General features: G+C 43.6%; 26 protein-coding genes. 9 read left to right on the forward strand and 17 right to left on the reverse strand.

The genetic code is table 11. The features are described from left to right. Positions 1-303: 303 nt before the first annotated feature. Positions 304-582: a hypothetical protein gene (locus KAI36_RS17340; RefSeq protein WP_220025556.1), complete on the forward strand. Its 279-nt coding sequence runs from the start codon at positions 304-306 to the stop codon at positions 580-582. A 31-nt stretch (positions 583-613) separates the two neighbouring features. Continuing rightward, a complete protein-coding gene (locus KAI36_RS17345) occupies positions 614-1,645 on the forward strand; it encodes a glycosyl hydrolase (protein WP_220025557.1) in 1,032 nt (343 codons plus the stop codon). 71 nt (positions 1,646-1,716) lie between these two features. Here KAI36_RS17345 and KAI36_RS17350 read toward each other — a convergent pair whose 3' ends face one another. The 6 genes from KAI36_RS17350 to KAI36_RS17375 all read right to left on the reverse strand — a co-directional run bounded on the left by KAI36_RS17350 (position 1,717) and on the right by KAI36_RS17375 (position 6,303). Then, the gene (locus KAI36_RS17350; protein ID WP_013311038.1) at positions 1,717-1,932 is read right to left on the reverse strand and encodes a hypothetical protein; all 216 of its coding nucleotides are present in this window, start codon (positions 1,930-1,932) and stop codon (positions 1,717-1,719) included. A gap of 186 nt (positions 1,933-2,118) precedes the next feature. Continuing rightward, entirely contained in the window at positions 2,119-3,222 is a 1,104-nt protein-coding gene (locus KAI36_RS17355; RefSeq protein WP_220025558.1) for a glycerol dehydrogenase, read from the reverse strand. Positions 3,223-3,355: 133 nt separating this feature from the next. After that, complete coding sequence (locus KAI36_RS17360) at positions 3,356-3,904, reverse strand: GNAT family N-acetyltransferase (protein ID WP_220028158.1); 549 nt, start codon at positions 3,902-3,904, stop codon at positions 3,356-3,358. 201 nt (positions 3,905-4,105) lie between these two features. Further along, positions 4,106-5,092, reverse strand: a complete 987-nt coding sequence (locus KAI36_RS17365; RefSeq protein ID WP_220025559.1) for a ketoacyl-ACP synthase III — start codon at positions 5,090-5,092, stop codon at positions 4,106-4,108. Between the two features lie 31 nt (positions 5,093-5,123). Beyond that, positions 5,124-5,474: a hypothetical protein gene (locus KAI36_RS17370; protein WP_220025560.1), complete on the reverse strand. Its 351-nt coding sequence runs from the start codon at positions 5,472-5,474 to the stop codon at positions 5,124-5,126. A gap of 175 nt (positions 5,475-5,649) precedes the next feature. Further along, a complete protein-coding gene (locus KAI36_RS17375; protein WP_220025561.1) occupies positions 5,650-6,303 on the reverse strand; it encodes a cell wall hydrolase in 654 nt (217 codons plus the stop codon). Between the two features lie 457 nt (positions 6,304-6,760). Between KAI36_RS17375 and KAI36_RS17380 the strand changes: the two genes are divergently transcribed. Next, positions 6,761-7,426 carry a cupin domain-containing protein gene (locus KAI36_RS17380; protein ID WP_220025562.1) on the forward strand — a complete coding sequence of 222 codons (666 nt, stop codon included), beginning with the start codon at positions 6,761-6,763 and terminating at the stop codon, positions 7,424-7,426. 112 nt (positions 7,427-7,538) lie between these two features. Further along, positions 7,539-7,769, forward strand: a complete 231-nt coding sequence (locus KAI36_RS17385; protein ID WP_013311045.1) for an LSm family protein — start codon at positions 7,539-7,541, stop codon at positions 7,767-7,769. Between the two features lie 188 nt (positions 7,770-7,957). Here KAI36_RS17385 and KAI36_RS27400 read toward each other — a convergent pair whose 3' ends face one another. Continuing rightward, complete coding sequence (locus tag KAI36_RS27400) at positions 7,958-8,086, reverse strand: hypothetical protein (protein WP_013371969.1); 129 nt, start codon at positions 8,084-8,086, stop codon at positions 7,958-7,960. Positions 8,087-8,254: 168 nt separating this feature from the next. Between KAI36_RS27400 and KAI36_RS17390 the strand changes: the two genes are divergently transcribed. Further along, positions 8,255-8,521, forward strand: a complete 267-nt coding sequence (locus KAI36_RS17390) for a DUF2642 domain-containing protein (RefSeq protein ID WP_025719729.1) — start codon at positions 8,255-8,257, stop codon at positions 8,519-8,521. Positions 8,522-8,593: 72 nt separating this feature from the next. On the opposite strand, the gene KAI36_RS17395 is transcribed toward KAI36_RS17390, so the two are convergent. Further along, on the reverse strand, positions 8,594-10,138 hold the full coding sequence (locus KAI36_RS17395; RefSeq protein ID WP_220025563.1) for a GH25 family lysozyme: 1,545 nt from the start codon (positions 10,136-10,138) through the stop codon (positions 8,594-8,596). 238 nt (positions 10,139-10,376) lie between these two features. Continuing rightward, the gene (locus KAI36_RS17400) at positions 10,377-11,402 is read right to left on the reverse strand and encodes a YeiH family protein (RefSeq protein ID WP_023989410.1); all 1,026 of its coding nucleotides are present in this window, start codon (positions 11,400-11,402) and stop codon (positions 10,377-10,379) included. A 118-nt stretch (positions 11,403-11,520) separates the two neighbouring features. Between KAI36_RS17400 and KAI36_RS17405 the strand changes: the two genes are divergently transcribed. Beyond that, complete coding sequence (locus KAI36_RS17405) at positions 11,521-12,408, forward strand: LysR family transcriptional regulator (protein WP_220025564.1); 888 nt, start codon at positions 11,521-11,523, stop codon at positions 12,406-12,408. A 64-nt stretch (positions 12,409-12,472) separates the two neighbouring features. On the opposite strand, the gene KAI36_RS17410 is transcribed toward KAI36_RS17405, so the two are convergent. The 7 genes from KAI36_RS17410 to KAI36_RS17440 all read right to left on the reverse strand — a co-directional run bounded on the left by KAI36_RS17410 (position 12,473) and on the right by KAI36_RS17440 (position 20,603). After that, entirely contained in the window at positions 12,473-14,050 is a 1,578-nt protein-coding gene (locus KAI36_RS17410; RefSeq protein ID WP_220025565.1) for a glycoside hydrolase family 43 protein, read from the reverse strand. A 16-nt stretch (positions 14,051-14,066) separates the two neighbouring features. Next, positions 14,067-15,023, reverse strand: coding sequence for a pectinesterase family protein (locus KAI36_RS17415; protein WP_220025566.1), 957 nt, complete (start codon positions 15,021-15,023; stop codon positions 14,067-14,069). A 25-nt stretch (positions 15,024-15,048) separates the two neighbouring features. Next, positions 15,049-15,933 (reverse strand): dienelactone hydrolase family protein, encoded by an 885-nt coding sequence (locus tag KAI36_RS17420; RefSeq protein ID WP_220025567.1) that lies wholly within the window; start codon positions 15,931-15,933, stop codon positions 15,049-15,051. Between the two features lie 23 nt (positions 15,934-15,956). Continuing rightward, entirely contained in the window at positions 15,957-17,318 is a 1,362-nt protein-coding gene (locus KAI36_RS17425; RefSeq protein WP_220025568.1) for a glycoside hydrolase family 28 protein, read from the reverse strand. A gap of 131 nt (positions 17,319-17,449) precedes the next feature. Continuing rightward, a complete protein-coding gene (locus tag KAI36_RS17430; RefSeq protein WP_190297585.1) occupies positions 17,450-18,970 on the reverse strand; it encodes an extracellular solute-binding protein in 1,521 nt (506 codons plus the stop codon). A 28-nt stretch (positions 18,971-18,998) separates the two neighbouring features. Continuing rightward, positions 18,999-19,622, reverse strand: coding sequence for a YesL family protein (locus KAI36_RS17435; protein ID WP_013311055.1), 624 nt, complete (start codon positions 19,620-19,622; stop codon positions 18,999-19,001). A gap of 21 nt (positions 19,623-19,643) precedes the next feature. Continuing rightward, positions 19,644-20,603 (reverse strand): ABC transporter permease, encoded by a 960-nt coding sequence (locus tag KAI36_RS17440; RefSeq protein ID WP_023989418.1) that lies wholly within the window; start codon positions 20,601-20,603, stop codon positions 19,644-19,646. Between the two features lie 268 nt (positions 20,604-20,871). Between KAI36_RS17440 and KAI36_RS17445 the strand changes: the two genes are divergently transcribed. Continuing rightward, positions 20,872-21,771, forward strand: a complete 900-nt coding sequence (locus KAI36_RS17445; RefSeq protein WP_013311057.1) for a carbohydrate ABC transporter permease — start codon at positions 20,872-20,874, stop codon at positions 21,769-21,771. Here the strand turns inward: KAI36_RS17445 and KAI36_RS17450 are convergent. Next, positions 21,768-24,029, reverse strand: a complete 2,262-nt coding sequence (locus tag KAI36_RS17450) for a helix-turn-helix domain-containing protein (protein ID WP_025718614.1) — start codon at positions 24,027-24,029, stop codon at positions 21,768-21,770. The two genes, KAI36_RS17445 and KAI36_RS17450, sit on opposite strands and share 4 nt — an antisense overlap. A 168-nt stretch (positions 24,030-24,197) precedes the next feature. On the opposite strand from KAI36_RS17450, the gene KAI36_RS17455 reads away from it, so the two are divergent. After that, positions 24,198-25,694, forward strand: a complete 1,497-nt coding sequence (locus KAI36_RS17455) for a GDSL-type esterase/lipase family protein (protein WP_220025569.1) — start codon at positions 24,198-24,200, stop codon at positions 25,692-25,694. Positions 25,695-25,986: 292 nt separating this feature from the next. Then, positions 25,987-26,319 carry a hypothetical protein gene (locus KAI36_RS17460; protein WP_220025570.1) on the forward strand — a complete coding sequence of 111 codons (333 nt, stop codon included), beginning with the start codon at positions 25,987-25,989 and terminating at the stop codon, positions 26,317-26,319. The last annotated feature ends 419 nt before the right edge of the window (positions 26,320-26,738 follow it).

Consider the following 26,738-nt stretch of genomic DNA (forward strand, 5'->3'; position numbering starts at 1 on the left):
ATTTCGCGTTGCTCTTATGCATATACTTACCATATATTTCTGATTGCATCTTCATATATGTGAAGTGTACATCCATATGTCAATATTTCGCTGAATATAAAGTATGATGTCGAATCAAGGTAGAGTGGGTATTTAGACGTCTTTCATTGCAGGACGGTAGTTATGGTATAATTTAGTCAACTTGTTCAAGATCGTAACCAGCGCTCAATTGTTTACTCAACCTGTAATTAAATTGACATCTAAGAATCCACATCCCGGTTACAACCTGCATATTCTGTTTGTAAACCCAGGAGGAGGATACCGATGTCCCCAATCTTTATAGCAAGTTTAATGATGATGGGCATATTTTTATTTCAGGCAGCCATAGTTCTCGGCATCATACATTGGATTTCAAAACGAACCCAACGTCCAGCACAAACCAAAATGTATCTTGCAATGGGTTTGCTCGTTGTAATTTTAGTCTTCCTTGTATGGGACAACTGGATACACTCACAGGAATTCAATGGATGGGCCACGATTAGTCTGCTGGTGATTATTATTAGCGCCTATATACAGCTTAGAAAGCAAAAAGAAAAATACTAATCCCATTACCATGCATCAAAGGAGGAGCGCCATGAAATCTCACTCAACACGCTTTTGGTTACAGAGGGTGCTACTGCTAATGCTTGTTTTACTCTTCAGCGGCTCTCAGCAATCATTCATTGTTGCCGATGCCGCCCCGCCAATTAATGTTCAGGCCTCTGCCAAAGCCAAGCAATTACTTGCCTACCTATCTAATGTACCGGATGATATGCTAATTTCCGGGCAGCATGATTACTTAGAGGCACCGGATGAACAAAATAACAAGCTACAACAAATCAGCGGACAATACGCAGGACTTCACGGCTATGAGTTTGGAGGATTGGCTAACCAGTCCCGTACGGCCCTACGAGAGCAACGTCAGCATGTTGTGAATAGTGCTATCCAATGGAGTCAGGACGGCGGAATCGTAGCTGTTACCTTCCATCAGGCGCTACCGGGCAAACCCAAAACGTGGAAAAACGTACAAGCAAAAATTACTCAAGCTGAATTTAATCGTTACATCACGCCGGGTACCCCGCAATATAAACAACTGATCGCCGATCTGGATGAGGTGGCTCTGTCCCTTAAGACCTTACGAGACGCGGATGTACCTGTTTTATGGAGGCCCTATCATGAAATGAACGGCAACTGGTTTTGGTGGGGGAACAAGCAAAATTACGCTAAGTTGTGGAATCTAATGTATGATCGGTTCACTCATGTCCATCATCTGAATAACCTGTTGTGGGTGTGGAGTCCCAATGCTCCAAACGCATATAGTACTCCCTATAATTTGTCCTTCCCAGGTATTAACCGGGTAGATATTCTTGCAGCTGATATCTATAACAATGATTACAAACCCTCCTACTACACCGAATTGCTAAAGCTTGCGCAGGGCAAGCCTATGGGAATCGGAGAAAGTGATATTCTGCCGAGTGCGAAGGTGCTGCAAAATCAGCCAGCCTGGGCCTATGCCATGACATGGGGAAAGGAGCTGTCTGCAACCAATTCACAAGCAGCAATCAGGCATTTTATGAACCAAAATAATATCATCACACGAGACCTTCTTCATGAGTCCCTACGCTGAAAGAAAAAAGCTTCCACTTCGCTCTAGGAGCAAAGTGGAAGCTTTTTTATACCAAATCCAAATAAAGCACTCTAACTATTTCTAATAACCTCTTCTAGATCAATATCGGCATACGCCTCTTCGCCAAGATGTACGGATACAATGGTGTAGATCCGCTTGGACAGTCTAGACATCAGCCGATCACCCGGTGCTACAGAATATTCTTCCCGATAATCTCCAATTTTGTGAAAACCGCTGGACATATGGATGTACAAGTTGCCCCTACGTGTTTTACCATGCACCAACATCAAATCTCCTCCTGCTGTGTAACCAACCTAATTTCCCTGTTACATGTATATCGGTCAGAACAAGATAGGATATAAGTCCCTGGTACCCTCTTTCGTTTCACATGTTAGTGCACGTAAACGAAACGGGTCTGCCAGTGATGTGACAGACCCGTTTTTGTAAACCCATTTTCGTGATTTAGGAAGAAACTATTCTTGATAGGATTCTGCTATTGCATTCGCTGCAATGATTGCATTGTACACGTCAGTAGGACTAACCGGGAACGGCATGTTGACCATTGTATCATTCGATGCACAAGCAGCTTCAGCCACTTGGCGCCATTCAGCCTCAACAAATTCCTCTACACCCAAGTCACGAAGCGTCAATGGAAGCCCTACATCCTTAACCAGTTTAATCACGGTTTCCAGTTCTTCCTTCGGTGCATTTTCCAGCACTAGCTGGGTTAACAAACCGAATGTAACTTTCTCACCATGCTGTGCTTTATGAAGCGAAGGAACAGCCGTCATGCCGTTATGAATGGCGTGTGCTGCTGCCAACCCACCTGATTCTGCACCAACACCGCTCAGATAAATGGTAGCTTCAATCGTATCCTCCACCGCACGAGTATATACTTTACGATCTACAGCACGTTTGGCCTTCACAGCATTTTCCAGCAACGTATCATAACAAAGACGAGCAAGTCCCAGTCCTGTAGTGGAAGGCTTGTTCAGAACCAGGTTATCCCCGTTAGCCTGATAGCAAGCACGAGCTTCAAAATAAGTGGCCAGTGCGTCACCGATTCCAGCTGCAAAGAAACGTGCAGGCGCTGCTGCCAGAATGCCTGTATCCGCCAGTACAACGTCTGGATTAGTAGGCAGGAACAGATATTCATCAAAAGAGCCATCTTTTTTGTATATAACCGCAAGCGCGGTGCAAGGAGCATCTGTAGAAGCAATCGTTGGGAAAATAACAACAGGCAGCTTTTCATAATAAGCCGTTGCCTTGGCGGTATCCAACGTTTTTCCCCCGCCAATCCCTATGATAATGTTCGAACCATGTTTACGCACCAATTCGCGGTTACGACCAATCTCTTCTTTTGTACATTCATATTGGAATTTCTCGAAGACCACCTGGTTACCAGCTGCTTCAATCGAAGCACCTGCCTCCTTTTGGGCCCTTTCAAGTATGAACTCATCACAAATAACAAAGGCTTTATCTCCATAATCCTTAATATAGTCATTTAACGACGAGAGCAGATTTTGTCCAGAAATAAATTTCTTGGGTGAAGTGACGGACCTTACAACGTTTGCCATGTAAATTCCTCCTCAGCTTTGACTCATACTCAAATTAATAATGATTTGGGCATGTGACCCCTTAACTATAAACCTCTTTTCACGTTATTAAAAGGCTTATTATGGAATATTTTATGAACAAATTGTGTATCTATTATACTTGAACAGTCGAGCTCCATTCAGAATACAGGATACCCATCATGATACGATCATAACTGTTACCATCACGAAGAACAGCGGAACGAACTCTACCCTCAAGCTGGAACCCCGCCTTCTCATAAGTTCGGATCGCTTGTGTATTGTACTCAATCACATCCAAGCCGACCCGATTTAAATTGAGCTCATAAAACGCATAACGTAGAATGAGACCTACAGCTTCTGCCCCAAAACCCTTGCCACGGTAGTCCGTATTACCTATACCTATTGCCAGCTGCCCGCTGCGATTATTCCACTCAATTCCGTGGATAGCAACAAATCCGATCAAGACATCATCTGCCAATGTTCTTAATCGAAAATAGACCTCGTTAGAGCTGGGAGATCCTTCTGACTCCATCTGTTTCAACGTGTAAGGGAGCGCCAAATCCGTATCTACATTTCGCAGATACTTCGCATCCTCACCCCATTTGAACATCACTTGGGCATCTTCTTCCCTGACTGCGGCTAGTTTTATTCGTTCTCCATAAAATAAATTTTCGATCTTAATGACCCTTCAGCTCCTATTATGAATTGTGTGCCATGTTTTCTGTCATAATTGTCATGCTATCCGATGTCCGCAATATAAGCTCTCCCTTATGTACTCAATGCTTAAATTTTACAAAACAATCAAACATAACACAACCAAATCATTACAATTGTCAATTTGTGATACACAAAAAGACCTTGCAGCTGCAAGGTCTTCATATTCCTAGTATTTAAATAACATAGCAACTAGTTGATATCCAGCTCCAATCGTCCAGAACAGTACATAATCACCGCGCCGGATACGACCCGATTCAATACCTTCATATAGAGCAATGAACGGGCTACTGGTACCTGTGTAACCATATCGATCACCCACATAAATCATTTGGGCATCCTCTAGCTCCAAGTGATCCTGAATCTTCAATACATTTGCTAGCGAGAACTGAGACAGACAATAAGCCCGTACATCGCGAGGCGTCAGCCCATTCTTTTTTAAAATGCGTTCAAGCAGATCAAATGTTGGAGGCAAAGCCATATTGGCGTCGAACGGAAGCCACTGAATATATTTTCCGGGGGCGTTCCTTTGGAGTGTTGCCGCTAACCCCTGAGCCGGGTACAAAATTTTATCTATATTGACTGGGTCCGTAAAATACATAGAATCTATAAATCCGGTGTCTTCTTCTGTACGCTCCAAAATAGCCGCACATGCAGCATCTCCATAGTTCGCATAAGTAATCTCATCCTCCGGACCGGAAATGAGTGAATTATAATCCGAACCGATAATAAGCGCTGTCCGCACGTCAGGATTAGATAACATCGACCGACTGGCTTGATCGACAGCGACTGTCATCCCTGCACAATTCGCGTTGGAATCCATCACGGCCACATCATGTCTGGCCCCAATCGCCTGGTGAACAAACAATGCATTCATCGGAAACAGTGACTCAGGAACTTGAGTGGAGAACACGATCATATCCACGTCACGGCCTGTCATACCAGCCTGTTCCAGAGCTTTTTGCGCAGCCGCAATTCCCATTGTTAGACCGTTTTCGTTCGGATCATCAATGATATAACGCTGTTTTCTACCCATATGCTCCATGAAGCGTCGAATATCTTTGCCCCGCTCGTCAAAATGGCGAACATAGTATTCGTTATCCAACGAATGGGACGGATGGTACACACCCAGTGCTTTTATTTTGATATGGCTCATCAGGCTTCCCCCTTACACATACGTCAGCGCATTATTGTACAACAATATCTACGTTGTTTAATCCTGCTTCGCGTGCTACTCGACCAAGCTGCATTTTAATAATGGTTTGTTGAAGGCTGATGCCAAAGATTACTTTGGTAAATCCAGTTTCTTTATAACGTACAAATGAGCCCTTCAATTTTTCCACTTCTCCCGGACCCAAAAGTGCCATCTGGGTACAATCTACCTTGAGTGTAAAGCTGGACGCCTGAATGGATGAGGTTTTGGCTACATAATCTTTTACAAAGCTATCATACTCCTCCTGGCTAAAAACTCCATTCACCGCCATATGTACCATTTTCATGGCTTGATCTACTTCGATAGTGTAAGGATGTTGACTCATTTTAGAAGGACTCCTTTAATTTCATTTTTTTGTCTATTAAGAGTATCGGAATAATAGGTAGAATTTTTAATATTAAATCAGATAAAACACAACTAAAATATTACAAATTTGTGAATATAAAAAACCGTCACTGCTCCTAGAAGAAGCAACTGACGGCTGGTATTCTCATGTGAAATTAATTCGTAAACGTATGGCGACCGAGTGAGATGACAGCCGGACGACTTTTACTCCATTTGGCTGTGGCAATGGCCGGGTTGTAATAAAACAAGGACCCATTGGTCGGATCAGCACCATTAAGTGCCTGTCTGGCTGCACGGTACGCAGTCTTGTTTGGTTTCAGACGGTATTGACCATCCTGTACAGCGGTGAATTGGCCAGGCTGCAAAATAACGTCCGGGATCGAGCTTGGAAACTCGCCGGACTGAACACGGTTTAATACGACAGCGCCGACAGCCACTTGACCTTCAAACGATTCTCCGCGCGCCTCAGAATAAATGATACGAGCCAGTTGATCCAGCGCGGTTACGCGCACCTCTCCGAAGGATTCCAGCTTGGCTTGTGTAGCCGCTCCGGCTACTCCATCAGGTGTCAGACCGTTATCCCGTTGAAAACGAGCTACCGCTTTACTGGTCAGAGAACCATAGTACCCAGTAAACCCGGCTTTGAAATAACCGAGCGAATGAAGCTGCTGTTGAAGCTCCAGCACCCGTTCGCTTTGAACCCCTTTCTTCAAAGCTGACGATTGTGCTTGTGCTTGTCCTGGTGCGACTGACAATACAGTACCTAACATACATGCGCAGGACAGGATTAAAACAGATAACTTTTTCATATTCCAGACAACCTCCTCTTTCATGTTCTGTCCGGTGCAACCATTCCGGCCTGTACAACTCAGGGACGTTTATCCGATGATGTTTCTTATGACATAACTTATGCCTAGCTGCAGAAATGACGCGTGGCTACATACGGAATGGGACAATCATGCTTTCACACGTCCGTTGCAGTATACCACAAGCCGCATTTACGTATCATCCGGCTCTGGTCCTAAGACTACCCAAGCAAATAAAACGCCATCCCTAAAGGGATGACGTGTATTAAGAGCAATGGATCATGTTCTGACCACACTTGAATACGTGACTTTTTTCGCTATTTTTCGCTTCAACTTGCCCGGGACCGGAGCCTGATTTTTACTAATTCAAATCACATATCCGCGCACACATACATGGGCGTATGCATAGGGTAGCGTACGATCATCAAATTTCGAATAATAGAAAGGCAGGAAACGACGCGTGGATTCATATATGGATTACACCTCCCCTACTGTACAATTCACCTATGATTTAAGAGACAATGTTTTGTTTCAGAAGGATGCTCAAAACTCGATCAACGAGCTGTCGATCCAGCAGCTGAATACATTGGCAAATGTATCGCTGCTGGATATTCGCCTTAGCACAGCTAATGTTGTGGAGCCTCACTATCACCAAAATGCCACAGAACTGGTATACTGCATCTCTGGAGCAGTAACCGTGTCACTGATTAACCCCTTCACCCTCGAGTTACGACATTTTCCGATCACACCTGGCCAAGTGGCTAACGTTCCTCAGGGATGGTGGCATTATCTGGTCGCTACGATGGACAACACTCATTTGTTGACCATTTTTAATGCTCCGACCCCTGAATTCATACTGGGCTCCGACATTTTGCGGCTAACGCCAAGTAACATTCTGGCTCATACTTACTGCCTGAATGAGAATAAGATTCAGGAAGCACTCGCCCCAATTAAAAAGCCTGTCATCATCGGTCCTCCCAATGACTGCAAACAGCAGCCCCCCCGAAAACCTGGGATACATGTAAGGCTTGCCGATACTTCAGCACACCCTCAGCTCGCTCCCCAAAGAGGTTATGCCCATACCAATGGATATCCTGGCTTCTCTTTTAATCCCTATCAAGAATAGGCTAACTCTAGTGAGGCTTTAAGTTCGAGGGAATACCTTTTCCCTGTATGTTCGCCGTTACCATAAGACCGTCCCTCTCATAAAATGCCAATGTATAAGAGGGGGTGATGGAATGGACGCTTATTACAACTGTTTGAACTGCATGAATAAAAAGGTGCGTATTCTCACCATTGACGGAAAACGGTACGAAGGAACCATTATGGATGTGGATCGTAATAATGTGTACTTAAAAACAGAACGGAACGGACGTGTACAAACGTCTGCCTTTTATCCTGGCTACGGGTATGGGAATCAAATCTTAACTTTGAGCCTGTTCACCCTGCTGGCGATTGCGTTAATTTAATCCTGATCCATTGTCCGTTCCTGTCTATAGATGCCAATGTAACTCAAATAACAGCTGCCCAGCCCGGCACAGTTTGTGCAGGGCTGGGCAGCTGTTATTTGAGGTGTTTTATCATACGTTCCATCCTCTAAAACACTTAACCCCCCATCGGTTATATACCGATGGGGGGTTAAGCTACTCATTTCAATTTAAACCCATAAAGACTTAGTAATGATAACGAGCAGAATGAACAGTACCAGAATAGCTCCTGTCGATGTCCATACTCCTGGGTAGCCCCCTACTGAACCGCCACCACAACCTCTTTCACATTCACTCATGGTCATTGCCTCCTTCAATTCAAGGTACAACATATCTTATGTATTGAGCTTTCCTACGGACCGGGCTTTTCGGCAATGTTATGAATGTTTTTGCTGATGGGCATTAGCCTACACCTTTCCTAGGCAGGAGCATAGGATAACACAACTAATCTTGAAGGAGTGAAGCAATTGAATTCAAATCAAATGCTCAATTACAACGTTAATCAACCTTTCCCTCACCATCCTACCTCTCACCACGTCGTGGTGCACCCTGTAGATCCGTACGTCGTAGAAACATTAAAATCGGTGATCGGCAAGTACGTTGTACTTGAGACAACACGTGGCAGAATTGATGGATGTGTAGTGGACTGTAAGCCTGATCATGTCATTTTAGATGTATACGGAAAAAAATTCTTTGTTCGAATCAGCGAAATCGTATGGATCATGCCCAACTAAACAAATTAGACATTAAAAATCCTCGCAAATCCTGTTCCGGATTCGCGAGGATTGATTATAACGTTGATTATGCTAATCAAGCTCTCCTGCCAGTGAAGCCCGGAGTTCATCTATCGTTCCGTTGTATTCATCCAAATCGACTTGGCCTTGAATACCCGGAACACTGCCTGTGCTACTGTACTGCCAAGCCCACCAGCTATTCCAAGCTGGGACTGCGGTCGGCTTTTGCGTAGTGCTGTATCGGGCTACCCACAGCTTATACATAGAAAATGTAGGATCAAACTTGGAAGCAAAAACATTGCCGGTGTATACGATCGGCTGACGCCCGGTAAGCCTCTCCATTTCATCCAAAAAAGCATGCGCCACTTCACTAATCTGTGCAGGAGTAAGACCTTTGGGGTTATTTTCATAGTCCATCACAGGGGGGAGATCCAGCCTGCCTCCTGCTGAATCTATAGCCCTGGCAAAATTAGCTGCTTCCTGACGAGCTCCATCCGCAGTAGTAGCGTTCAAAAAGTGGTAAGCGCCAACCAGGATGTTAGCATCTCTGGCACCCTGCACATTCACTAAAAATTGATTATCTTGATATTTTGTACCCTCTGTAGCTTTAATAAAAGCAAATGTCTTGCCTGCCGCCGCCACTTGCTGCCAATCAATATTGCCATTATAGTGTGAGACGTCAATCCCTTGCGCGTGTCCATCAGAAGAAATCGCAGGTACAACAGGTATGGTAGGTATAACGTCCTCGGTAGTTGATGGCTCCTCCGTTTCCTGATCCAACGCTACAACAACCTTACCATCATCCGCATCGAGTACATGAAAGGGTGTGCTGTGATTAAGATCAACCACAATACGTACCGATGCGGGGGTTGTACTAAACATGGAGTATCTTACTTGGGAAACATCTGGATCTTCTGTGACTGGAAAACTTCCTTGTCCACTACTATCAAATGATTGCGATGCTAGAAATTCCTCAGAAAAAGTTGAACTAGATATGTCTACAACAATACGGTCTGCATGAGTCAACGTAGTTACTTTGGGGTTTGCTTTTCCATTAACAGCTATAGTCAATTGGTGATTAGCGAAGCTAATTTGGTTTATAGCCGTACGCGCACTCTCTTTAGGATTACTTACAGCTGGAGTAGCAGAATGATCATGAGTGGACTCGCTATTGCCGCTTGAAGTAGGCGGAGTCGTCAGGAACACAGTTTTAAGCTCGTTGTTCCAGGCCACATCAATCCCTGTCTGTTCGGACACAAAGCGAAGCGGAACATAAGTCGTCCCCTCTCTAAGCAAAGGGGCTACAGCCAATCCCATTTGATGATCATTGACAGAGGCTATGGGATTGTTGACCTGAAGACTGAGGTTAAGATTTTGCTTATGTATAGTTATGGTCCCTGTCTTGGACTCCCAATTCACGCTATAACCCAATTCCTCTACAATGAGACGGAGTGGAACCAGTACATTCCCCTTTACTTCTTGAATCTGAACACCTTTGCCAACACTTATATCTTTACCATCCAACTGAAGATGTGAACTCGAAGATGCAGCATGACTTTCTCTTGGAAATGCTAGTAGAAACAGAAACAAAAAAGCAAATAAACAAATTTTCTTCATTATGTACCCTACCATTCTCTAAATTTTCGCTTATGAAATTCTTGCAATCTATGATTCTCAGGACCTCCATTTTGATAGACGCGAATCATATGTAAAAAGTTACGATTGATTCAGTACAATTTCAGTCTTATCATACAAAAGTACTAAAAAACTCTGCCAGCTATACAGCAAGCAGAGCTTTTTCCAGTTTTATTAATCTAGTTTACTAGCAATCTTATCACAAACGAATACTTCATGTTCACACTGTTAAAAATGTTAACCCTATAAGAATGATCGAGGTAACAGACAGTACCAGTAAGGGAAGCATTGCTTTCTCCCGCAAAGCCTTAAAGCTCACATTTAGCCCCATTCCTACCATAGCCATCGTTAACATAAAGGTGGTAACTTGAGAAATTCCGTTCGTCAGACTAGATGGAACTACAATATATTTTCCAAAAACATAGCTGCCCACAATACTTGTAGCCATAAAGCCGATGAGGAACCAGGGGAACTCCACTTTAGCGTCTGTACGAATTTTTCCGGTTCGTTTCATCCAATACATTAAAACAAAGCTGAGCGGTATGAGTAAGAAAACACGCCCCAGTTTGGCTAATAAGCCCATTGCAAGTGCATCCTGTCCGGCAGGCGCTGCAGCTAAGGCCACATGTGCAATTTCATGTAAACTGATACCCGACCAGATTCCATATTGCATATCCGTCAAAGGAAGCCAGGGCCGAAGCACAGTAAACAAAATGGCAAATACCGTTCCAACCAAGGCAATGAGTCCTACCCCTATGGCTGTATCCTCATCTTTGGATTTTAACAAGGGAGAAACCGCTGCAATCGCTGCTGCACCGCAAACTCCTGTTCCAATACCAAGAAGAAGCGAAAGCGAAGCATCTGCCTTGAAACGTTTTGCCAGCCAAACCGTAAAAAAGATGGAAAATACAACAGTGCCCACATCACGCAAAAGTAAACCAAGTCCATGATGAATGACAACATCCATGTTCAACTTCAGCCCAAATAACACAATAGCTCCACGTAGTATTTTCTTTGCTGAAAACTCAACCCCCAAGCGCACAGCTTCAGGGTATCCCCACAACTGTCGGTACAGAATAGCGAGAAACATGGCACAAGCCAATGGACCTACATAATGAAAGCCTGGCAATTCATTCAGGCCATAGCCTGCCAAAGCAAATAACATCGTGAGGACAATGCCAAATATACGCTGGAATAATCGCCCTCTGTTCGAAAATAATTTGGTGTGTTGTGTATGACTGTTCATGGTGAACCCCTCCAATTCTACATGCATCCAGCTTAATATGTTTTTTGTCATAAGAAAAATAAATCATTATAATAATGATAATAAGTAAATAGATATGATGAATTTGGAGGAATGGGCTTTGGACCAATCTTTAATCGTATTTGTTATGGTCGCGGAGAAACAAAACTTCACACGAGCTGCCGAGGTGTTACACATGACCCAACCTGCGGTAAGTCAATATATTCAAACGCTGGAACGTAGCGTAGGAACCCGCCTCCTGGAGCGTAGCAATAAGTATGTACGCTTAACCAAAGCAGGTGAAATTGTGTATCATCATGCTCAGGAGATTATCCGTCTCCATACACGGATGCAGTATTTGGTGGACGAGCTGATGCATACAGCAAAAGGAAACCTGTCGATCGGCGCAAGCTACACGTATGGCGAATATGTGCTGCCACATGTGATCGCGCAAATGAGGGTCCGGTATCCACTCATTCAGCCCTCCATTACCATCGGCAACACCCAGGAAATTGAAAAACTCATGGTCCATAATCAACTGGATGTAGGCATTATCGAAGGAGAATTTCAGCATGACCATTTACACATCGAATCATTTGCTGATGATAGAATGTATATCGTCGTTCCGCAAAATCACCGTTTGGCTGGTAAATCTCAAGTGGATGTAAGTGAGCTGCAAGAGGACATCTGGATTCTACGGGAAGAAGGTTCTGGAACCCGGGAAGCGGCTGATAAAATGTTTGCACGGTTTCAGTTCTCCCCTTCTCATATGATGAATTTTGGCAGTACACAGATCATCAAAGAGTCTGTAGAAGCAGGCTTGGGGATTTCTTTGCTGTCCCAATGGGTCATTCAGAAGGAACTTGCTCTGGGAACATTAAAAGTACTGGATATTCGTAATCTTCCGGTTATTCGAAAATTCTCCTTCCTAACTCCTTCTTCGACATTTGAAACGAAAGCAAGCACCGCTTTTTTGGAGATTTTGCGAAGTTATAATGTGAAAAGATAAAGTGCAGAAACAACGAAAAAAGCACCCATTAAGGTGCTTTCAACATAATCATTATCATGTTTTTTTATGAGGAAAGATGATCCTTACCATGATAGAAGAAATGAGAAAAATCAGCGTAGCTTCCTTGGAATTGTTGCATATCATGAGCAGCAATACCTACAAAATTTCCTGTAAAACCACCGGATAAAAAGCTGATATCCTGCATTTCAAAAAGCCGCTTCCAAGCAGGTGTGTCTCCGACTCCATAATAAAATTGCCCGTGGGATGCATGGACTTCCACAGCTAAATGTATAGGAAGATCGTCCTGAAGCGTAATCGCTTGGGGAACTAAGGTAAATGTATTGGCTTCACATCGCATCATGCGCAGTACCTTCCCTTGTCCCTCCTCATAGCTAACATAGGCGTACAAATAATCTTCTTCATTAAGGTACAGTAGAAGCCCCGCCATTTGTAAATAGCTTGTTGGCTGATACTCTAATGCTGTTTCTACCCGGAAATGATGATCCGTTTGCCGAATGGCAAGCACGTGATGCTGGAACAGGCTTTGAATGGATTCTCCAGCCAGAATGCGAAGGTAGCCTGGGCGCTGGCTTAATGAACACCAGCTATCGTCCGCCAGGATACGCAATGTGTTCCACGTTTTATCTAATGTGGGTCCCTCGAAAAAATCCTCAAAAACATAACTCTGCTGCTCTTGCTTAACCGAGAACATCCCCTGAGGTGCGGGTACCTCCAATTGAGGTGTATGGCCCCCAGCAGTTAATCGCAGCCAGCCTTCATCATTCCAGTACACTTGCTGCAAGGCTGTTTCCCGTCCTAAAATGGCATATTTCCCCTCTACTGGACGTGTGCATAAATGAGCCATGTACCATTCGCCGTCTGGTGTTTGTACAAGACTGCCATGTCCTGCGCATTGTAACGGGAAATCAAGTTGATCACGTGACGTTAGCATTGGGTTGTGCGGGTCCACTTCATACGGCCCGGATATCTGCTTGGAGCGTGCTACGGTAACGGCATGCCCCGTACCCGTTCCGCCTTCCGCTGTAACAAGATAATAATATCCGTTTTGCTTGTAGATGTGAGGCGCTTCTGTTTTCTTCAAAGGAGTACAATCAAAGATTTTAACAGGCTCGCCAATGAGCTGTTGTTGCTTGCTGTCATACTCCTGCATGACTATACCGGAAGATTTATTGCTTTCCAACATACGGTAATCCCACAACGCATTCAACAGCCATTTGCGTCCGTCCTCGTCATGAAATAAAGACGGATCAAATCCGCTACTGTTAAGATAAACGGGGTCCGACCACGGTCCTTGGATCGTAGGCGCCGTCATCACAAAATTATGAACATCCTTGAACGGACGCTTGGTGCTTTTCACATCCGTATAGAGCAGATAAAAAAGGTCATCCGCATAGCTAAGCTGCGGTGCCCAAATGCTACAATTTTTAGGATTACCTCTTAAGTCAACCTGATCGGTCAAAATATCTGTGCAATGCTCCCAATTTGCCAAATCTTTGGACTGGTACACCCGTACTCCAGGCAGCCACTCAAACGATGACACCACAATATAGTAAGTATCCTCGACTCGTGTAATACACGGATCGGGATTAAAGCCTTTTAATATGGGATTTTGGATCATCATGAGACCTCACTTCTCCTTACTTCCAAAATGTGACTTTAGCAAAAACCTGTTCCTTGCTCCATGCTTCTGTTCCCGCTTCAAAACAATCCGCCCACGGAACACGCTGCTTACGTAACGTAGCAACTTCATCGTGTCCGTTATATTCCTGATAACAGACCGTTTTCTCGTTCGCAACATTGTTCCAATTGTCCCAGCCACGTGGGTCAATATGGTCGCCCATTTTACAATTGACAAATACGGTCTTGGCATATTCCCGCCACGGACGCCCCAAAAAAACCGGAGTAATATCAGGCTCTGCGGTTAAGTAGCAATGGTTGAATACATAACCATACGCCTGTCCTTGCGGCGTAGAGGCAGCTGTAACGTAGCTCGTTTGGTTCTTATGATGGCGTAAACTGCGAATTTCGCAATCTTCAAAATACGCGGTAGCCCCACCAAAAATAAAGTCCACCGTACCCTCTATATAACAATGCTGATAGAGCTGCCGATAGTGCCTATGATGCTCCTTCAAATGGATTCCACCAAACTGGAGTCGTTCTTTCGGTGCAGGAGGTAGAGGGCCTGTAAATAAAGTATCCTGGTGCCCTTTAAAGGTACAGTTTCTAAAGACTGTTTCATCACAATGAGCGTATACCGCAACGGCCTGCCCAATGGCTTCTCCCTGTCCTGCCGTGTTGGAAATCGTGAGATTTTCCAAGATCAGATGGCTACCGCCTAAAAATAAAGTAGGTGTCGCAAAGGTCCCTATTTCCTCACCCGCTTCAGCCCGCTCCTTGGCATACCGATCCATTCGAATCTCTACCTGCCCGATGCCTATAATATGAAGATATGAACGGTAAATTCGTACCTCTTCCTCATAAGTACCTGATAAAATAGTTAGCGTTTCCATTTCGTTGGAAGCCGACTGCTCCAATACAGCAATCGCCTCCTGAATCGTATGGAAATCACAAAAGGATTCTTTTCCAACTAGCATGGTTACCCCGATCCCTTCATTTGATTTACAGGTGTTCGGCTAAAAATGACTGCCACGCCGTTCGCATTTCCAACGTCTCCATATGTCCACCGCCCGCAATCACAGGCTGCCAATGCTCAGGGTGACCTGCCTCCTGGTAAGCTTCCAGCAGCCCTTTTGCCAAATGCTCGACTCCTTCAATAGGACACATCCGATCATTTTGACCTGTTATACTCATCCGTGGACGAGGTACGATCCGCTTTTGAATATCCAGGGTGGTAAAATGCTTCAGCAAGCCGGGGACATAGGAATAAAAGCCATGATGATCTAATCCCCTTTTAGCGATTAGCGTATGGGCATCTACCTGTCCACAAATATCAACCGTAACCTGTATCCGTTCATCTAACGCAGCCATCCACCATGCCATGAGTCCGCCCATCGACATACCGATTGTTGCGATACGGGAAGCATCAATGTCTTCACGCTGGCACATATAATCCACCAAGCGACGGTTATCATACAGCATCATGCCCCACAGCACTTGGCCCTGCCAGAGCATTTCTTTTACCAGCTCGCTCTCGGTTTTGCCCCCACGTTCATTGAAGCCCCACATGTCAATGCAGCATACGCAGTACCCCATGTCTGTCAGGGTTGTAGCAAACGAGGGCTGCTGCAAGTAAGAGCTGCTATGGATCAGTTCCTTGCGCCCGTTCGTATAATTGCCTCCATGCGAATGGTTAAAAACGACCAATGGGAACGGACCGTTCCCTTGTAAGGGTGTAGCTACATAAGCGGGTACAGACTCGATCCCGTTCAAGTCCAGCAGGAGACACTCCAGTCGATATCCCTCACGCTCTTCTTGATTCAGCAGAGTTGCCGTTACAGGGCGATCTGCCGGAAGGTCTCCCAACAATGCTTGCAACTTATCCACGTTGTACCTCCTTTCATGGCCTCCTAATTCATCATATTTTGTTCAGAAGGTTGTATTGTTACTTGTTCTATCAGCTTTTCGGGCTGAGCTGTATTCTTCGAATGGCAACGATTGATTTCAACGTCTTCCCCATTTTCAATATAAAAGGCAGGACCTTCATGATTCTCAATCGTCACATGATGAAAACGAATATCCTTCACGTTACCTAGATAAAAACCACGGTTGTTCATATCTTCTATCCCTGTCATCATGGCCGGACGACCGGGAATTGCATTTTTAGCCATAGAAATATCAATATTGGAAAATGTAATTTCAGCAATATATTGTTCTGCAAGTCCGTATAAGAACCCAGCAGCCGCATGAACCTGTCGTGCCGTAATATCGGAAAAATGGATTCGTCTAAAGCACGGGGTTTCATCGGTAATCGGATAGGGATTTTTGTCCCACACATATTTGTCTTTGCCCCGAGGGCCGCAAAAATAATAAAGATTCAGAATAAATGGACAAATTACATCTTCCATCACAATGTTGCTGACGCGAATATCCTCGATGGTTCCGCCACGTCCTCGTCTGGATTTCAGACGTATACCCCGATCCGTTTGCTTGAACACGCAATTGCTGATCGTAACATTACGAATGTCACCACTCATTTCGCTTCCCAGTACGACTGCGCCATGTCCATGCACCATCGTACAGTTGGTAATCGTAATATTTTCACATGGAATTCGCTCTTGTGTATCTTCGGTTCCTGCTTTGATCGCAATACAGTCATCGCCCACATCTATATTGCAGTTGCTAATACGAACATTGGAACAGGATTCAGGATTAATGCCATCCGTATTGGGGGAGTCCGCCGGGTTAAGAATGGACAAATTATCTATCGTAACGTTATAGCAAGCGATGGGGTTTACAGTCCAACTGGGGGAATTTTTTAACATAACATCTTTAATGGTAACCCGCTGACAACGGTCAAAGCTGATTAATTTGGGTCTCGGATACTGTAACTCCTCTGCATGATGGCGGTGCTTTTCCCACCACGGCTGACCATTTCCATCCAGCGTTCCGCTACCTGTAACTGAAATATTCTCAAGGTTCTGCCCATAAATGCATGACGCATGCACTTCCCGCTGAACGCCCTCCCATCTGGATTCTACTACAGGGTAATCAGCCAGTTCCGTACTGAAGGACAGAGTTGCGCCAGGGCTTACATGCAGCTCAATGTTACTTTTCAGAAAGATAGCACCTGTCAGATACGTCCCAGACGGAACAAAAACGGTTCCTCCTCCAGCATTGCTGGCCGCTTCAATGGCAGCCGCAATCGCTCCCGTAGCCAGCGTTGTGCCATCCTGAACTGCTCCATAATCTACAATGTTATACAATTGCATTTCGTTCTCTCCTGTCTTTATATTTTGAGAATGTTAGATCCATTTTGTATTGGGAAAGCATAAGCTGCCCCCGGATTTCAACATCCAAGAAATCATTCAAGGAGTCAGGGGGCAACAGCCATGCTCAGCTATTATTTTTTCGTTTTCTTATACGCTTCCTCATACTCGGCAGTAATCCGTGATCCACCAGAGTTTTTCCAGTTTTCTACGGCTGCTTTAAACCCGGCTTCGTCAAGCTCACCCATAATAAATTTGAAGGAGGCGTCGGTAATGATTTTCTCCAGCTCTGTTCCTTGCTCATTGGCGGTGACTGAATCCAGTGGCACGGTCGGGTCCAGAACAGCAAATTCATTATTTTCTCGGACTAATTCATTAGCCAGTTCCTTTTCTGGATTGGCATCTTTTAAGTTGTAGGTCACTTCACTTGGTCTGGAGCTTGAAAACGGCTGAACATCTGCTTGCCACAAATCTGTATTCGTAATTTTGAAGGCTCCATCTTTTTCGATCTTATAATGAGTGCCTTCTATACCGCCGGTCATATACATATATACATCTTTGTCAATTAAATCATCTACAAATTGCAGCAGTCTCTTCAACTCAGCTTCTGTTTTTACTTCGGATTTCGGAAATGCCAGCAAACCTCCTACCCCGCTTCCCTCAGACCATACGTGGTATTTGCCATCTCCATTCGAAATCTTGTTAACAGGTACCAGCTTCAGCCCCTTTTGTAAGCCTTGGGACAAGGTTCTGAGGTTAGAGATATCGATCATGCCTGTATAAATACCTGCTTTACCTTGTGCAAATTGTTGCTGCTGGTCCGTTTTAGCGGTTACAGCAAAGTCTTTAGAGAGATATCCATTTTTGTATAATTTATTGGAATACTTTAAGGTCTCCAAATATTGAGGAGTATCAAATTCCGGCGTAAATTTTCCGCTTTCATCAACTTTCCAGCCATTAGGTGTGCCAAAGTAGGAACTTAAAGTCTTGAAGCTGCTGTAGCGTAGATCCGATCTGTCAACAAACCCAGTCGTATCCTTTTTTCCATTTCCATCCGGATCATCTTCTGTAAACGCTCTCGCAACTTCATACAACTCATCCAGTGTCGTCGGCACCTTCAGTCCTAAGCGATCCAGCCAATCCTGGCGAATGACCAGACCCGCCCGAGCCAGATTCTTCTGGAACGGAACGCCATACAGTACCCCTTCAATGGATGCGGCTTCCCGAACTTCAGGCGGGATTTTTTTCAAATTTTCATAATCATCCAAATACTTTCCTACATCCCAGAATAGTCCTGATTTCAAAGAGCTTCGTACTGAAGAATTTGTCATCATCGTCAGAGTCACCATATCGGCCAATTCGCCAGATGCAAGCGCGGTAGTGATTCTCTCTTCTTTGGAAGCGTCAGGCACCCAATTGAACGTGATTTTAGAATTGGTGTATTCTTCAATTTTGCTTTTGATCGTTTCTGTAGGCGGAGAAGCTGTATGCAATACGTTTAACCAGGTAAATTCCAGTTTGGACTTCGGATCATAGGTTTGGCCGCTTTGATCCTCAGCTCCCTTGTCACCGCAAGCAGCTAAAAAAACACTCATGACCATTAGTACAGCAAGAAGGCCCGATACTCCCTTTTTCGTCGTGATTCCCTTTTTCATCGTGTTTGCTCCTTTTCTGTTTATATATTTATGCCATATCTTCCTCTTTCACCAGAACCTCTCGCTCTATTTTGCTGAACACCTGATGCGTCATCCACATCACGAGATAACCCATAATACTTGCTCCGGCAAAAGTTAGAATTCCTGGGTACAAGCCTAGAATCAATGCAAAAAGCACGACAATGGCTACAAAAAGAACAAGCGTATATTGTAAATACGAAAATCCAATCACTATCGACATTTTGACCTTCAGTCTGATACCTTTCCAATCATAGTGAGCCAGTAGCGGGAAAATGTAGGCCAAAGAGATGAGATACAAAAAGGCTCCAATAAGCGTCACCACACGAACATACCAGGACGAGACGTTGACTATATCCACGTAGAGCACGTAACCCACAAGGCTGTAAAGTCCGCCAATGATTGCTGCTTCTTTAAAGCTTTCTCTAAAGTAACGTACAAACGTCGAGAAAATGGCGACTTCCTCATTGCCCCGAATCCATTGCCTTAAAATACTAAGCATAGCAACAGTCGCAGGTCCGACACCTATAAAACCCAAGCCTAGAATCGTCGCAACCGTCCAAAGCAAATTAAGGTAGACCAGGCGCAGCAGGCGCATGCACCATTTGTTCATGTTTTCTACAAACCGTACCATTTTGCATCCTTCCCGTCGTCATTAGTAAACGCCGTCTTCACCAAATTTCTTGGCCAGTCGATTGGAGCCCATAATCAGGATTAAACCTACTACACCTTTAAAAAGTCCTACCGTCGTACTGAAACTTAATTGTCCATTCTTTAAGCCCGCAGTATAAATGTAGGTGTCAAAGATTTCGGCAACCTCGCGGTTTAATGAGTTCAATAGCAGATACATATGCTCAAAGCCCAAATCCAACGTGCTACCGATCTTCAAAATTAATAATGTAATAATGACTGGGCGGATCGCAGGCAAGGTAACGTGCCATGTCTTTCTCAGGCGTCCAGCTCCGTCCATCTCTGCTGCCTCATACAATTGCGTATCTACCACTGTAATCGCAGATAGATAAATGATGGTAGACCAGCCGAGTTCCTTCCAAATCACTTGCCCGATGTAGACGGTTCGCAGCCATTGCGGAGAAGTTAAGAAGCTGATCTTCTCACCGCCCAGCGCGGCAATCATTTCATTCAGCACCCCACCGTCTACGGTTAGGAATACATAGGAAATCGAAACAATGATAACCCATGACATAAAGTGCGGGATGTAGATAATGGTTTGAATAATGTTTTTAAAAAACATCTTCCTAACCTCGTTCAGCATGAGTGCCAAAATGATGGGCAATGGAAAAAAGATTACAATGTTCAATGCGAACAAAACCAGCGTATTGCGAAGCAGCATAAAAAACGTAGGCTCGGTAAACAAACGAATAAAATGCTTCATTCCTACCCATGGACTGCCCGTGATTCCCTGAAAAGCTTGATAATCCTGAAATGCAATCACCAATCCCCCCATAGGAAAATACTTAAAAATAATGAAGTACACCAGTCCGGGTAAAACCATTAAATAGAGCAACTTGTGTTTCTGCATTCGTAAAAGGCTTTCCGTCGTTCTTTTGTTCTTTTTCATTTTCATGTTTGGTGCGGGGACACTTGAAACTTTCATTAGTTCGACCTCCTTCAAACGTTCCTGTATACGTTTTCAAGAGTACGCGATTTTCGGCATTCCGCATATAATCATCAAATGATAGCGTTTACAAAATGGGTGTGCAGCCTACTTTTCAACCTTTTCACCTTAGCTAATGATTACAACACAACCTAATGATCATCCGCTTTTCTCCATGATTAGAGAACACCTCAAGATTTGATTATATACGGAATTCTTTCCTCTTGATAAGGTTGACATGTAAACGATTACGAGGAGGTCAACCACATTGACACAACCATTACGAAAACAAAAATTACGAAAAAAAGAATCGCTGGGTAGCCGTATTTTCAACATTGTAAACAGTACACTATTGATTCTCATTGCCCTCACTTGTCTCTTACCTTTTTTGAATATCATCGCCAGCTCTTTTGCCTCAACTGAAGAAGTGATAGCCAAGAAGTTTATTTTATTCCCAGTTACTTTTTCCTTGGATGCCTACCGCTATATTCTGTCGACTCCCACCATTTTTAGAGGTCTCGGGGTTTCGGTCGGAGTAACGATCGTCGGTACAGTTGTAAGTATGATATTTACTGCTTTTATGGCTTATGGATTATCCCGAAGATATCTACTCGGCCGCAATACGATTAACTTCATTGTAGTGTTTTCTATGTTGTTTAGTGGGGGGATGATTCCGACATTCCTGGTTGTAAAAAGCATGGGGCTTATCAATTCGTATTGGTCCTTGATTCTTCCCGTGGCCATTAATGCGTTTAACCTGATTATCATGCGTAACTTCTTTCAGGCGCTGCCAGATGATTTGGAGGAATCAGCCAAGATGGACGGGTGCAACGATTTTGGTATCTTCTTTAAAATTATGTTGCCGTTAGCCCTGCCTTCTATTGCAACCATCTCTCTATTCTACGCTGTTGCCTACTGGAATACGTATATGCACGCCATTCTCTATATTAATGATTCTGCCAAATGGCCGATTCAAGTCTTGCTACGTCAAATTGTAATCGTTTCCAGTGGTATGCAGGCAGAAGGAACTGCTGTGGATGTCATCCCGCCTGCGCAGACGATTAAGATGGCGGTCATTGTCATTGCGACCGTTCCGATGTTAATCGTGTATCCATTTGTGCAAAAGCACTTTGTCAAAGGAGCTTTATTAGGAGCAGTTAAAGGCTAATTGGCTTGCTTCATCTTTCGGTAAGCTCCCGGTGTAACCTGTTCCTTTTTCCGAAAAGAGCGGATAAAGTTTTGCGAATTATGATATTGCAGTCGCTCAGCGATTTCTTTAATCGTCATATCTGTCTCAACGAGCCATTTCTTGCCCATTTGTAACCGGTAGCCCATTAGATATTCACTAAACGTCGTTCCGTATTCTTTTTTGAAAATGCTGCTTAAATAATTCGGATTGTAATGAAGTCGGTCTCCAATGAGTTCTAATGATAATTCCTGGTCATATTCAGCACGGATAATAGCAGCAATTTTCTCCGAGAGACAGCGGAATTGCTGGTTGGTCTTCTCCTTCATGCTTTTTACCATGGGGAAAATAACTTGCTCTATCAGCATACGTTCTATCTCTTCCGGGTTACGGATGTCCAGCAAACGATGATACAAGGCATGATTGTCTTGCGTCAGCAGCACTTCAATCCCTAATAGCTGCTCCAATTGGATGAGGTTATTCACAAACCGTACCAACAGCACTTCAAAGTTCATGGAATGATTGTTTTTTATCATCATTTCCTCCAATAAAGAGTGCACGGTATGGTATACCTGCTCTTCGTCCCCTATTCGGATGGCATCAAACAGTTTTGATTCCAATTCCGTAGGATAATGAAGCAGCACCGGACCTGAAATGACCATGGAAATATCTTCATAAAAAATAATCGACTCTTTGCCTAAATTTAAACGGTGATGCAAAGCTTGCTTGCTCATCTCACAGGCTTCTTTACTTTCTAATAAGTTATCATACGCCGTACTAATGCCGATGCTGATGGATACATTCAAATACTCTTTTACGTTTCGAACCAAAAGGGTCGCATCATCTAGGACTTGCTTTCTCATTTCCTGTTCGCTCTTACCTGTCAAAATTAATATAGTGGCCTGAGTGTTATCGTTCAAAATGATGGGAAGCATTCGCTGCTGCTCTGGAATCGTTTCTTCTACGATTTTATTAATAGCCAGCAGCAAAACATCTTTATCCGAGGGCTCTCGATCTCCCAGATTATCCAGCTGGACTAACAAGGTAATATACATTTGATTCTCGATCTGCGGATAACCCAAGCGTGGCATTTTTCGTGCCAATTCCTCTGCAGAAATACGTTTGCGGAACAGGTTGAGAATCAATTGGGTTTCCAACTGTGGCATTTCGGACTGAATGAGACTTTCCAAGCTTTCCTTCTCGGTTACAATGTTGTCGATGGAACTAATAATCCATTCAATTTCATTTTTAGAAGGTTCATTTTTGAAAGCGAAATTAGGATTTTTAGGCAAGCTGCGTTTTATTTGCTGAAATGGCTTTGTAAAGTAAATGGCAATGAAGTACGCCACTACCACCATTAAGAGCGTTAATACAAGTCCCATCATGATGATCCCAAATTTGGTCGTTTGAAAGGCATCCGCAATTTCTTTCTTATCTAATACCGTTAAATAAGTCCAATTGTTATAGGCAGATTTGGCATAAATGACTTGTCGCGCAGGCTGCTGATCCGTTTTCTCCAAAGTTAACATACCTGTGTTGTTCGGCTTCACTGCAGCTTCTGAAATGTGCTGAAGCTGTTGGGTGGACAATAATTGTTCAGCAGGCTGGGTTTCATACATTAAATCGCCTTGTTTATTCAAAATAAAAACAGCCATATGATCCTCGGTTTGAATCGTATGATTTAACGTTTGCAGCGAAATATCCGACAACGCAATGGCTTGCTTCTTCTTAGAGAATACAGGCAAGGTATTAACAAAACGAATTCCTTTATCTGTTTTAACCCAGAATAGTCCCTTCTCTTGGTGGTCGATATAGGTACTAATCAGCTTTTCTCGTTCCGTTTTCGTCAAATAGGACAGGCTTCCATTGGAGATTCTCCAATTCTGATTTAGACTGATTAGCGAATATTCCGTTCCCTCTAATCCCATCGTAGCAATATAATTGAGCTGAGTATTCACATTCCGATACGCTATAAAATCTTTTTCTGTAATGGGATTTTTCACAACATCATTAAAGGAACTGGTCGTGCTATACGTATTAAAAGCATATTCAATCGTTTGAATTTTCTGCTCCAGACTATTTCTGATCTGTGCCATGTAGCTTTGCTTGGTATTGGAAACTCTCTCCACAACGGAGCTAATTGTTGTAAAATAGATGTAGCTGCCAAAACTGGCCACCAATCCTATTCCCAAAACCAGAATCGTAATAAAAATAGTATAGAACATTCTTCCTTTTTTCATTGCGCTCCCCCTCTGGCTCTTTGCATCACAACAAAATTATAGCGCTTTCATAACAAGGTTTAAATCATTTTTTTCACGTGTGCATTATTTTTTACATCCGTATCATTCCAATTTAAGTCGATTTTGTTTGGTTTGCGGCAGTTAAAAAGAAATTTGGAGGAATTACTTATGTTACATGTTGTTAGTCCTAAAGAACCGATTGTAAAAGAAGAATTTCCGTCAGACACTTCCTTTCTCTCCCTCTATCCCGTAGCAGTTCGTGAAGCTCGTCCTTTTATATTGGTATTACCTGGCGGTGGCTACGAGCATTTGGCCTCACATGAAGGAGAACCTATAGCTCGGTGGTTGAATGATCTAGGTATTCATGCGGGTGTGCTGGAGTATCAAGTCGGCAATTTCGAGATTACTTCCTTGTTGGAGGATGTAGAACATGCTCTGCAATGGATTCGCCAAACACCGCATGATTGGCTAGTCATTCCTGATCAAGTGGGGCTCATCGGTTTTTCTGCAGGCGGTCACTTGGCCTCCATTGTCTCCACTATAGGGACGGTAAAGCCAGATCTTCTGTTGTTGGGATACCCTGTAATTTCATTTCATGAGCCTTATACACATATTGGAAGCCGTACACATTTTTTAGGGGAACAGCCGACGCTGGAGCAGCTTCAAGCCTTTTCATCCGATCGACAAGTAACTTCACAGACACCTCCAACTTTGATGTGGACTACAGCCAATGATGGCGCTGTACCGGTAGAAAATAGTCTGTTGTTCGCTTTTTCATTATCCAGAGAACGTATTCCGTTTGAACTGCATGTATTTGAGGAAGGGCGACACGGCTTGGGACTGTCAGAGGACAACCATGAATGCCATCAATGGCTTGATCTAACGGAAACTTGGCTTCAAAAACATGGATATGCTCCGGCAAGGCAACAGATGACAACTCGACTGTTTATCGCTGGGGACTCCACTGCAGCTCAAAAAGGGGCTAGCGAAAAACCGATGACAGGCTGGGGCGAACACTTGCAAAGCTACTTGGCACCGTCTGTTCATGTGGACAATCGTGCTGTCAATGGACGAAGCACCAAATCTTTTATAGCAGAAGGCCGGTTAGCTGATATTGAAAAAGATATTCAAGCTGGAGATTATCTGTTTATTCAATTTGGACACAACGATGAGAAAAAAGAAGACCCCACTCGCTATACCGATCCTGATGGAGAGTATCGTCAAAACTTAATTCAATACATTCAGTCCGCTCGGGAGCGTGGTGGAATTCCAGTGCTATTGACCTCTGTAAGCCGCCGCCGATTCACCGCAGACGGTGAACCTGATCCGCTGGCTGTAGGAGCCTATCCTGCTGCCATGAAACAAGTAGCCGCGGAAACTAAGACACCCCTGCTCGATATTTTTGAAGCTTCTCAGCAGCTGTATCGTTCAATGGGTGAAAAAGAGTCACAGCAGCTATTTATGCATTTGCCTGAAAAAGCGCATCCTAATTACCCCGCTGGTGTAACGGATAATACCCATTTTTCTGACGAAGGAGCCAAACAGGTCGCCCAGCTTGTAGCAGAAGCAATTCGACAGTGTGCGGAACTGTCTGCATTAAAACAGCGTATGGTAGAAAGGAATCTAGACAGCGATGAGAGGCTTGCACACCAACTTGTCAACTGATATCAAGAACTAAATAGATACAAACACGAAAAACGGACTTGGAGCTAATCACTCTGACGTCCGCTTTTTATTCCGTGTGGATCAAAGACTATACAGCTAGGAGAATGGTTCAAAAGTATGGTAAGTTAAAAAGTAAATACTTAAATTGTTATATTTTAATTCTTTTGTATTTTATAGGACTTTAGAATTGTTTTGTTGTATTATTTTGACAACATTTGTCGAATGAAGTGAAATCCATAACTTTACATGGTATATTTTAGGAGCTCATATCATACATAAGGAGGTTTTTTTTATGAATACTAAGAAAATATTATTATCAACAGCTATGTCTCTGGGACTTATTGGGAGTATTATCGTCCCTAGCGCGTCCGCATCTGTAGGCCCTTCTCCGGTAATTACGCCTGTCGTAGAAGTTAACGGAGTATACTACAGAACGGCTACGTTGCCACGTAATTATTCCTATGCGTTGTCAAATTACCCAGGGGATACTTATAAAGTGGCGAGCGGAAATATCACCGTCTCCGCTTCCGGGGTGGTAACCACCACTACTGCAACGAATGCAAGAGTTGAGATTTACGGCGGTAACGGTAAATTGAGAATGGTATACACCGTTAAGGTGTCCTAAGATAAAAGCAGTATAAATAGCACTGTCCGTTTATTCGGGCAGTGCTATTTTTATGGACGGGCTGATGTCACCCCATCCTCATAGATATTCAATGCCCTGTTTCTTTGAACTCTAAAGATCATATTTAGACCGATTCCAATTAAAACGAGATCCGTAACTTTATCAATAATATTTTGTACTCTCGGAGACATTAACCATCTCCTTACATAACCCAGCAATAATACGATTGTGGCAAACTAAATAATGGAAACAACTGCACAAAGCAAAAAATGAAGGCTTAATTGTAGCCAGGCTTAATAAATTAGAAAAAATAGTGAAATTAGTTATCCTTTATATGTGCTTACGGACCATTAGAGAAACTTTATTCTTATATTTATTGTTGGTTACAAGGTTCACTATCTTGAGTTAGCCTATTAGTA

Origin of the sequence: Paenibacillus sp. S02, assembly GCF_019454065.1 — a bacterium.
In the GTDB taxonomy this organism is placed as follows: domain Bacteria; phylum Bacillota; class Bacilli; order Paenibacillales; family Paenibacillaceae; genus Paenibacillus; species Paenibacillus polymyxa_B.

Coding starts and splice junctions, on each gene's coding strand:
- KAI36_RS17340 (WP_220025556.1), top strand. CDS start 304: ATGTCCCCAATCTTTATAGCAAGTTTAATGATGATGGGCATATTTTTA.
- KAI36_RS17345 (WP_220025557.1), top strand. CDS start 614: ATGAAATCTCACTCAACACGCTTTTGGTTACAGAGGGTGCTACTGCTA.
- KAI36_RS17350 (WP_013311038.1), bottom strand. CDS start 1,932: ATGTTGGTGCATGGTAAAACACGTAGGGGCAACTTGTACATCCATATG.
- KAI36_RS17355 (WP_220025558.1), bottom strand. CDS start 3,222: ATGGCAAACGTTGTAAGGTCCGTCACTTCACCCAAGAAATTTATTTCT.
- KAI36_RS17365 (WP_220025559.1), bottom strand. CDS start 5,092: ATGAGCCATATCAAAATAAAAGCACTGGGTGTGTACCATCCGTCCCAT.
- KAI36_RS17370 (WP_220025560.1), bottom strand. CDS start 5,474: ATGAGTCAACATCCTTACACTATCGAAGTAGATCAAGCCATGAAAATG.
- KAI36_RS17375 (WP_220025561.1), bottom strand. CDS start 6,303: ATGAAAAAGTTATCTGTTTTAATCCTGTCCTGCGCATGTATGTTAGGT.
- KAI36_RS17385 (WP_013311045.1), top strand. CDS start 7,539: ATGGACGCTTATTACAACTGTTTGAACTGCATGAATAAAAAGGTGCGT.
- KAI36_RS27400 (WP_013371969.1), bottom strand. CDS start 8,086: ATGAGTGAATGTGAAAGAGGTTGTGGTGGCGGTTCAGTAGGGGGCTAC.
- KAI36_RS17395 (WP_220025563.1), bottom strand. CDS start 10,138: ATGAAGAAAATTTGTTTATTTGCTTTTTTGTTTCTGTTTCTACTAGCA.
- KAI36_RS17400 (WP_023989410.1), bottom strand. CDS start 11,402: ATGAACAGTCATACACAACACACCAAATTATTTTCGAACAGAGGGCGA.
- KAI36_RS17410 (WP_220025565.1), bottom strand. CDS start 14,050: ATGATGATCCAAAATCCCATATTAAAAGGCTTTAATCCCGATCCGTGT.
- KAI36_RS17415 (WP_220025566.1), bottom strand. CDS start 15,023: ATGCTAGTTGGAAAAGAATCCTTTTGTGATTTCCATACGATTCAGGAG.
- KAI36_RS17425 (WP_220025568.1), bottom strand. CDS start 17,318: ATGCAATTGTATAACATTGTAGATTATGGAGCAGTTCAGGATGGCACA.
- KAI36_RS17430 (WP_190297585.1), bottom strand. CDS start 18,970: ATGAAAAAGGGAATCACGACGAAAAAGGGAGTATCGGGCCTTCTTGCT.
- KAI36_RS17435 (WP_013311055.1), bottom strand. CDS start 19,622: ATGGTACGGTTTGTAGAAAACATGAACAAATGGTGCATGCGCCTGCTG.
- KAI36_RS17440 (WP_023989418.1), bottom strand. CDS start 20,603: ATGAAAGTTTCAAGTGTCCCCGCACCAAACATGAAAATGAAAAAGAAC.
- KAI36_RS17450 (WP_025718614.1), bottom strand. CDS start 24,029: ATGAAAAAAGGAAGAATGTTCTATACTATTTTTATTACGATTCTGGTT.
- KAI36_RS17455 (WP_220025569.1), top strand. CDS start 24,198: ATGTTACATGTTGTTAGTCCTAAAGAACCGATTGTAAAAGAAGAATTT.
- KAI36_RS17460 (WP_220025570.1), top strand. CDS start 25,987: ATGAATACTAAGAAAATATTATTATCAACAGCTATGTCTCTGGGACTT.